The sequence below is a fragment of the Candidatus Chordibacter forsetii genome (assembly GCF_964187505.1).
Classification (GTDB): Bacteria; Verrucomicrobiota; Verrucomicrobiia; order Opitutales; family Seribacteraceae; genus Chordibacter; species Chordibacter forsetii.
The window spans coordinates 1-9,249 of record NZ_CAXLML010000155.1; the positions used below are offsets into that span (position 1 = coordinate 1).

The 9,249-nt window shown below is 39.5% G+C and carries 7 protein-coding genes and 1 pseudogene; all 8 read right to left on the reverse strand.

Annotation, left to right across the window (positions count from 1 at the left end; all coding sequences use genetic code 11):
• Positions 1–60: 60 nt before the first annotated feature.
• On the reverse strand, positions 61–729 hold the full coding sequence (locus tag ACKPQ4_RS06580) for an acetyltransferase (protein WP_407680401.1): 669 nt from the start codon (positions 727–729) through the stop codon (positions 61–63).
• A complete protein-coding gene (locus ACKPQ4_RS06585) occupies positions 722–1,771 on the reverse strand; it encodes a GNAT family N-acetyltransferase (RefSeq protein WP_407680402.1) in 1,050 nt (349 codons plus the stop codon). The genes ACKPQ4_RS06580 and ACKPQ4_RS06585 overlap by 8 nt, the downstream gene beginning before the upstream one ends.
• A gap of 25 nt (positions 1,772–1,796) precedes the next feature.
• The gene (gene asnB, locus ACKPQ4_RS06590) at positions 1,797–3,671 is read right to left on the reverse strand and encodes an asparagine synthase (glutamine-hydrolyzing) (RefSeq protein WP_407680403.1); all 1,875 of its coding nucleotides are present in this window, start codon (positions 3,669–3,671) and stop codon (positions 1,797–1,799) included.
• Entirely contained in the window at positions 3,671–4,837 is a 1,167-nt protein-coding gene (locus ACKPQ4_RS06595; RefSeq protein ID WP_407680404.1) for a DegT/DnrJ/EryC1/StrS family aminotransferase, read from the reverse strand. The genes asnB and ACKPQ4_RS06595 overlap by 1 nt, the downstream gene beginning before the upstream one ends.
• A 30-nt stretch (positions 4,838–4,867) precedes the next feature.
• Positions 4,868–5,755 carry a class I SAM-dependent methyltransferase gene (locus tag ACKPQ4_RS06600; RefSeq protein ID WP_407680405.1) on the reverse strand — a complete coding sequence of 296 codons (888 nt, stop codon included), beginning with the start codon at positions 5,753–5,755 and terminating at the stop codon, positions 4,868–4,870.
• Entirely contained in the window at positions 5,752–6,729 is a 978-nt protein-coding gene (locus tag ACKPQ4_RS06605; RefSeq protein WP_407680406.1) for an NAD-dependent epimerase/dehydratase family protein, read from the reverse strand. Before ACKPQ4_RS06605 ends, ACKPQ4_RS06600 begins: the two co-directional genes overlap by 4 nt.
• A gap of 45 nt (positions 6,730–6,774) precedes the next feature.
• On the reverse strand, positions 6,775–8,472 hold the full coding sequence (locus ACKPQ4_RS06610; RefSeq protein ID WP_407680407.1) for an ABC transporter ATP-binding protein: 1,698 nt from the start codon (positions 8,470–8,472) through the stop codon (positions 6,775–6,777).
• A 112-nt stretch (positions 8,473–8,584) separates the two neighbouring features.
• Positions 8,585–9,249 (reverse strand): annotated as a pseudogene (locus ACKPQ4_RS06615) (hypothetical protein); the annotation flags it as partial.

The window sequence follows — 9,249 nt, forward strand, 5'->3', positions numbered from 1 at the left end:
ATGCTCAGACAAGTTGCCTGAATAAAGATTAGAAATTTTGTCTAAGGTATCGTCCATGGCCTAGAATCCCAAGGCTTCGCTGTCTTTGGGGAAAGGTTTTGTTCTGGAGGCTAGGAAAACTTCCTTGGCCTTGGTGCTTTTGGTAATAAGGGTACCTGCTCCAATGAGACATTCGTCTGCAACTTCAAGGCCATCGTGAAAAGTGGCATTAACACCAACGAAAACATTATTCCCGATTTTGCAGGATCCGGATACAACAACATGGGATGAGATAAAGCAATGATTTCCAATGCTCGAATGGTGACCTATATGATTGCCACTCCACAAAACCGTATTGTTGCCTATCTTTACATAAGATTGGATAGTGTTTTCCTCGAAAACAAAGACATTATCACCAAATTCAGCAGTGGCGCTTATGGTTGCCCTGGGATGAATAAAACTAGCCAAATGAAAACCTAGACTTTTTATTTCCTCGTACACGGATTGTCTCATCCTGTTCATGTTTTTATAGCCAATTGCAACAAAAGCTTCCGTGTCATCAGGAGAATGTTTGTCGGGCAAGTCCTCGATGGAAATGAGTGGCATGCCGTAGATTTCATCGCTCTCCTTAAACTGATTGTGACAAGCGAATCCCAATACGTTGTAATTCGAAAGTTCCACGAAATAATCCCTCGCGATTTGGGCCTGCGGACCAGTTCCAACTATTATTATTTTTTTTTCTTCACTCATTTCCTATTTCCTCTAGTTCGCTAAATGGAAGAACGAAAAAACCGGGATAATTTTCTAATAGGGCCTCCCTACTTGAAGATCTAATGTCCTCATTATACAATTTTGTATAGTAATAGTATAAATAGTCAATTGTCCCCCACCTTTTCTTAAAGTCATACACCCCTTTTTGACTTAGCCAAGTCCCACCCCAATTCCAATTTTTACATCCTTTTATTTTCACCATATCCTTCATAGCCTCAAAAATAATAAGTGCTAAAGCCTGCGTGTTCCGATATCCAGATTTTAAGACTGGTGTAAAATATTCAACGGTTCCATTAAAATAAAAAAGCAAAAGTGCCGAAACAGGTTCTCCATTCTTTGAACCAATGTAAACTGACCACATATTAGAAGGCATATCTGAAAGCAATTTCTCAAAAAAATCCCATGATTTGTGCAACCCACCAATAGCCTGCATGTTTTCAACATGAACATTATAAAGAAACTCGACCGAACCTCTTTCATTACCTGAGCTCACTTTTATACCTTCCTTTTGAGCTCTTCTAATATTTCTAGGTCGTGGGTCCTCAAATATCTTAATTAATTCATCATCAGGATTTTCGGGTAAATGGGTGATCTGACCAATACGCTCGTCTTTAATAAAACCATCAATCGTGTTTTCATATATTTCATGATCCATTTGCAAGGGATTTGTAGTAAGGGTTGCGGAGCAAGCGTTTAGGCTTTGTGCATAATCGAAATAACCTTTAACTAATGATGCCTTTATCTTGTTATTGAGTTTACACTGTAAAACTCCTCCATTGCTTCCATAATATGGCAACGAATTAAATACTGTACCAAATTCGCCAGCCTTGCTTTGAGCAAAAGGCAATGCCCCCAAAATCCTCGTTTCATCCTTTGCAAGGATCCATCCTGGTGAAGCATCAAGGTGATCTGAAATTAATTCGATGAAGCGTGGACATGAATAAATCAATGAGTTAGGGCACGCAGAAACATAATCGTTTATTTCATCGTCACCACTTCCATCAATTATTTCCAGTTGCATTTTACTTGTTACTTGCTCGTACAGTTTAAAAAGCCTCTAAGAACTCATTGACACTAATCAATGACCAAATGAGCAATCTTCTGTTTTGCTGCCCCGTTAAGTGCTCGTTTACTAACGACTTTGTTTCACCAATATCCAAATAATCAAAAATTGGAGAATTTTTGTCTAACAATTTTCTGCGAACGAACTCAATGCTTTCTCCCCTAAACCAGCTAGCATCTGGCGAGGAGAACCCCTGCTTCTTCGCCTTGATAATATCCGTAGGAATATACCTCGACATCATGTCTCTGAGGATTTGCTTACCATCGTTTGTTTTTTGGAAATACTGATTCCCTTTTCTTCCAACTTCATTTTCGTTCAACCTAATTACTTTCCCCAAATTATTAAGCTTGAGTTCAACGGGGCACTGCATGGCAAAGTCAACCAAATCGTTATCCATGAACGGAACACGAGTTTCAAGTGAATGAGCCATACTAAGCTTGTCCTCTACCACAAAGAGTCCATGCAAGAAAGTCTTGGCCTCGAAATATAAAGAATGATTAATAAAATCCTCGGGCTTCTCCAGAGAATTTGAGTGATTGGCAAATACATCTTTAAAAATGTCTCTCGTCCATACATCTTTCACATCATCCCAAACCGGAGCAAAAACCTTTGAGATTACGCTATTTGGTATCAACCTCTGCCAATACAAATAATACTCGTCGACATATTGCTCAAAGTTTTCTGCAGTCGCTCCTCGGTAATACCTCCAAGGGTACCCTCCGAATAACTCATCTCCACCTGCTCCAGATAATACAACTTTAACAAACTTACTAGCTAACTTACTGGCATAAAAGTTGGGGTAACTTTGGCCTACTCTCGGTTCTTCTAAATGCCATGAAAGTTTCGGTAAGCATCTTTCCATATCACCGGCCTTAAGAACCATCTCGTAATGCTCTGTCTTGAACTTTGCAGACATCGCTTCCGCTTTTACACGTTCATCAAATGCAAGCTCGATACCAGAAGCTGAACTCAAATCGAAGCCACAAGTGAAAGTTTTTAAGTATGGAAAATTGGAAGCAGCAATTGCGGTGATGGAACCAGAATCCATACCCCCACTCAAGTAACTGCCAACCTCGACATCACTTACCAACTGACGATTCACCGCCTGCTTAAACAGTCTATCCAATTCCTCTAGGTACTCCTCTTTAGCTAAAGGCTTTTCTGGTTCCCTAAAGTGATAATCCCAATATTGAGTAAACTCTAAACGCTTGTTAGTCCTTTGGAATCCAAGAGTCGCATAATGACCTGGTTGTAGTAGATGAATGCCTTCTAAAAGAGTCTGATCTGTAAAGATATTTTGGAAAGTGAAATATTCAAGAAGTGCCTGCTTGTTAATTTTACGGTCAAAGGCAGGCTGTTCCAAAATAGCTTTTTGCTCAGAACCAAATACTAATTTTTGTTCGTTTTGAAAATAGTAAAGAGGCTTAATCCCATATCGATCTCTGGCGAGTAGCAATTGTTTTCTTTTTCGATCCCAAAAAGATAAAGCGAACATTCCATTAAATTTAAGAAGTGCATCACTCCCCCACTCGACCAAAGCATAAAGGACAACCTCTGAGTCTGTTTGAGATCGAAACCCATATCCCTTGGCTTCTAATTCAGTTCGTAGCTCCCTAAAATTGTATACCTCGCCATTGTATGTTAAAATATATCTTTGATTCTGACTTACCATTGGTTGCCTGCCTAAAGGAGAGGGGTCGATAATCGATAATCGGCGATGTCCGAATCCGACCGATTCTTCAATCCAATGGCCTTCCCCATCAGGGCCACGATGTCTGATTGCATCAGTCATTTTCTTTAAAACCACAGGAGAAACAGGGGTTTTATCAAAGTTAATCTGTCCAACAATTCCGCACATTAGAAGTTATAAGATTTGATTACTTCGATAACTCTCCCCTGCTCTTCTGGCTCCATACCATGAAACAACGGCAGTGAAATACTGCATTGATCAGCAGCATAAGCATTTGGGAAATCCTCAGGCATAAGGCCATACTTTTTCTTGTAGAAACTAAGCATGTGGACAGCATGGGTGGCAGGTCTGGTTGATATTCCAGACTTTTGCAAATCATCCATCCACTTATTTCGCTTCTCATTGATTTTCTTGATCGCTTGTGGGTTGATTTTTTCAGGCATAAACAAACACGGATAACTTTGATATCCATGGTCATAATCCGAATGCTTAAATGGTGTTCGAAGCCAATTTAAATCAGCAAATACTTCGTCATAACCGAGTGCCAATTTCGTTCGCTCTAAAACGATATCATTAGCTCGGTCCATTTGGGCAGAACCTAGAGCTGCCTGTATATCGGTCATCCTTTGGTTATATCCAGCAACCGGGTGGTCGGCCAACAGGTAGGGCCGAGCTCCATGATGTCTTTGCAAATCAGTTATCGCGGCACCATGATCGCGAAGCTTCTTTATCTTCTCAGTAAGTAAATGATTATTTGTAGTAATCATTCCGCCCTCACCAGTAGTAATGGACTTACGGGGATGAAAACTAAAGCAGCCAGTATTTCCAAAAGCTCCAACATGTTGGCCTTTGTACTTTGCACCAAAGCCACATGCCGCATCTTCAACAACCCAAAGATTATATCTCCTTGCCAAATCTAATATTGGATCAATGTCTGCAGAAAGTCCAAAAAGGTGTACCGGTAAAATAGCTTTTGTTTTGGTGGTTATTTTTGACTCAATCTCAGAAACATCGATATTGAAAGTTTCTAAATCGATGTCACAAAAAACTACTTTACCTCCTAAATGCTCAACTACATTAGCAGTGGATATCCAAGTGAAAGCAGGAACAATTGCCTCATCCCCCGGACCAAAACCTAGAGCAGCAAGCGATAGATGAAGAGCACTGGTACAAGAAGTGACTGCAGTTGAATAATTTGCACTAGTAAAAGTAGACCACTTTTCTTCAAACTCTTTGACTTTAGGTCCCTGAACCAGCCAACCAGATTTCAATGGATTAAGGACAGCATTAATCTCCGTATCTAAAAGATTAGTCTTTGCTATTGGAATATTCAAGTTTTTATCAAAATAGACGCAATTAATTCTCTAGGATACTATTCCCCTTGCCGTTATCCCATAAGGATCTTCATGAAAATGAATGAGTTCTAGAGAGTTTTCACTAAACCACCCCTTCACTTCATCTGGAGTGTGACGGGTTGAGATAGTGGGATGATACCAATCATAATTAATCGCTGTATTTTCATCTTTTGAAAGCTCAGGATTCCAAAAACACTTGAGGAAAAAATGGTAAAAAAACCTTTGTATGTCATATTCTCCATCTTCAATTTCCAGAACTTTAATTTCTGGCACTTTCACTTTTATATTTAACTCAGAAAGAATTCTACCTAGTTCAGCAAAGTTCGACATTTCTTTAGAAGCTTCTTCGTATGGCATTTGAGAAACAAGTTCCCGGATGTAGTCGTCAGCATACTCCCTCATAGGAGCTTTCTTCTTGTAAACATAAATTGCAATTTCGCCTTCGGGATTAAGCCTACCACAAAGATTAGAAAATGCCTTAAATGGGTCGGCAGTATGGTGTAAAACCTCTTGGCAATATATAAGGTCAAACTTTCCTAAATCAGATAAATCTTCTAACAAATCTTTTTCAAACAATTCTATGTTTTGAAATTGTTTAAGATTATGAATAGCAACTTCGATAGAAGAAAAATCTATTCCAATAATTTTTTGATTAGAAGCTGTGTTTGCTTGAATTAAAGAAGTTACTCGACCGTTCCCACAGCCAGCATCTAAAATTCGGTCTCTACCAGTAAGCCATTTACCGAACTGAGAAAGTGAGCTGAATCCATTTCTTTTAACAATCCAATTTTGGATATTGGATCCTTCCTTATTAGTTTCCGAAAATGCCAGTTTCTGGTTATTGGTCCATTTCTGCTTGAAGCTAGATTCAGTTTGCTCTTTTTCGATCTTGTTCACTGATCTACCGGTTGACTATTCCTCCAATCAATTAAGCGCTGAAGGCCGGATTGAAGGTTATACTTAAAATCAAAGCCTAAATCGGCAGAAGCTTTCTTTGGACAACCAATGCGGTTTTGCACTAGCCTTCTGGCATCATCTTCACTGTAAGGGTTGAAGGTTACCTTAAGCTTGGATTCTTTGAGTTCCAATATGGTATCGCAAAGTTCCTTAATCGTGGTCTGGATTCCAGTGCCGACATTGTAAAACTCGTCAGTTACCTCAGCTTGCAAAGCATTAATATTACAACGGGCTACATCTTCTACATCAATAAAATCATAAGCCTGGGTACCATCGCCGTTAATTGTTGGTGCCTCATTAGCATCAATTTTGTTTAGCATGATGGGAATTACACCAGTGTACGCAGCTGTTTGATCTTGATGAGGGCCATACACATTCATGTATCTTAGCCCGACATAAGAAAGACCATACCGATCATAATAGGCACGACACATTGCTTCCCCAGCAATTTTTGTGGCTCCATAGAAATTTTTGTTATTGAAAGGGTGCAGTTCAGTCATTGGCACCTCTGACGCGTCTCCATAAACGGAAGCGGACGAAGAATATACGAAGCGCTTTATATTATTCTTCACGCAAGCTTCCAAGACATTGAAAGTCCCTTCAATATTTACATGAAATGCGGTGCGAGGAAAGTCCTTGCAATGCAACAACCACATCGCAGCAAGATGGATTACTCCGTCACACCCCTGCATTGCATCAGATAAAGTATCAACATCTCTGACGTCTCCCCCATTAGGATAAATCTCGCAACGGGGGTCAGCCATGCTGTTAGAAATATTACTCGCCTTTCCACGAGCAAAATTATCGTAAATAACTACCTTTCCAACATTGGTTTTTAGCAGCTCAGATACTACAAAACTGCCAATAAAACCAGCACCGCCAATTACAAGGACTTTTGAATTTTTAATATCCATTTAATTATTTTCCATTTTAAAAACCGACTTCAAGCCATCAATTAATCATTGGGCTTGTAAATTAATGCTGCAATCTCGCAGTTCATAAACTTTTGAGCATATTTCGAGTGAGGTTGCACGGTGAGCAATTACCACAATTGTCTTTGCTCCAACTAAGGGCTTTAGAGTATTTAAAATTTCTTTTTCTGTCTTGTTGTCTAGTGCACTCGTTGCTTCATCCATAATTAAAACCTCAGGGTCGTTGTATAACGCCCGGGCAATCCCAATTCGTTGCTTTTGTCCACCACTCAATCGTGCACCCCGTTCACCCAGTGTAAGGTTTAGACCGTCCTGAGTTCCCTCAACTAGATCCCTCAACTGAGCCATTTCAATAACAAGACTTACTCGGTCGTCATTAATTTCCGAATCATCTAACCCGAAAGCAACATTCCTCCTTATGGTATCATCCAATAGGTAAACTTCTTGTGGAACATACCCAATCATTTGCTGCCAACTTGTAAAATTATTATCAGTAAGTTTTCCACTATCTATTAGAATCTCACCCTTTGTTGGTTCAAGTAGCCCCAAAAGCAAATTAGATAATGTGCTTTTCCCTGAGCCACTTTCTCCCACGAGGCCTATAGTCTCTCCCTTTTTAATACTGAAATTTATATTTCTTAAAACTTCATCTTTTTCTTGAGTATATGAAAAGGAAATATCCGAAAATAAAATCTCCTGTTCAAAGGTTAAGTGAGCTAAGTCTTCTGCGTTATTATGACTTTCGGGACTACTTGAAACTTTTTCAACCACTTGAGAAAACTCATTAGACAATGCATCTACTGTCGCCCAACCAAATCGGATCGACTGTAAATTATTCAAGATTCTACTAAAACTAGGGATCATGCGAAATCCAGCAGTAGCCATGAGTCCAAGCATATGAGTGACTTCTTCCTTGGGCTTCCCTTGCGAAAGCAGAAACAAACTCATACCAACAAGGCCACATATAGCAATGACCTCAACTCCAAATTTGGGGACATACTGGAAGATATATTCACGCTTATTCATTAATCCCGATATATGATTAGGCTTTTGAAACCTCCTCAAAAAGAACTCTAGTTTCCCAGAAAGTAGAATTTCTTTAATTCCACCAAAACCATGCTGCAAATGCTTTAGTTTTTGTTCTTCAGCATTTAATCTTTTCTTTCCCCAAGTACCAACTATGCGGTTACTTACTTTGACAAACAAGTAAACCAATAAACCTAGAATAAAAACCAAGATCATCGTGCCTTGTGGCTCAACCCAAAAAACTAAGGTTAATATTGCAAAGATTACCAACGATTCTGTTAACAGATTTATCGTAGGCATGAGGAAAAAACCACAATAAGAATTAATCTCAGTCGTCAAATTTCTTATTAGCTTCGAACTATTAACCTGAAGATGAAACATGTATCCGTTATTGAGGTATTTCCGAAATAACTGAACCCCGATTTCACGCTGAGTACTATAAACAAAAGTTCCCTGGCAATGAACCTGGTAGAACAAAAAGATATTTTTAAGTACATAAGTGACAGCTAAACCGCTTAATCCGAGAAATATCAACTTCTCATGACTTGGATTACCAATGTACTCAAAGACTAACTGAAATGAAGGAAACTGGTCGAAATAAGTTTCATTCATCAAAATCCCAAGGGCGGGAACCACCATGCCAACGCTAAGAGTTTCCAACACCATACCCACAAGAATCACTGGCAAAAGAAGAAACATCCTTCTTTTTGCTTTTGGGCTTAAAATGGTAAATGCCCTTAAGAATTTAGACACAAGTAATAGTTAAGCAGGTAGAGTCTAATTGATCCAAAAACTAGGAAAATGCAGGGATTTATGAAATAACAAAATCTTGTTTACGCAAACGGCCGGCAAGGTTGGATATCGAGTCATGGATACGTTCGAGCAACACTTCGTCTTGGACGGACAGCGTACTGCGTCCGTTCATAAAGCGGTACTCTACCTTGCCATAATCAAAGTTTCGTCCAGAAATTGGAAACTCTACCACAAACTCCTTGTCACGTGAGAAATAACCAGATTGCTCTTGATCCCGCCAAGTAATGATTTTGCCAACGGATGGATTTTTCAAATTTAAATCCGAGCCTAGCCTGCCTTCTTGATGAAATAATCGAATGGTAGCATGCTGAAATTGCATACCCTCTGCCGCCTTACTTAAACAATCTTCCAAAGATTCAAGATCAACGGAATTAGCCACCAATTGTTCTGCCTCTTTGACAGCCTGTTCAACAGATTTAGTGCTTTTTCGGTCGTCTATGAGCGTGGATAAACCTTCACCAAAAAACTCAAATCGGAAGTAACCTAAATATCGAAGAAGAATAAAACCACCCATTCCAAAGAAAACAAAGACCGCAAATAATTGATCTCCCTTCCCAAAGGCAGCGGCGATGGCAACCAATGAACAACTTCCAGCCATCGCCCACATTGCTAAAACTGCCTTTCCGTGAGAGAGCCCCTTTGCCATTAAGCGATGGTGAAAAT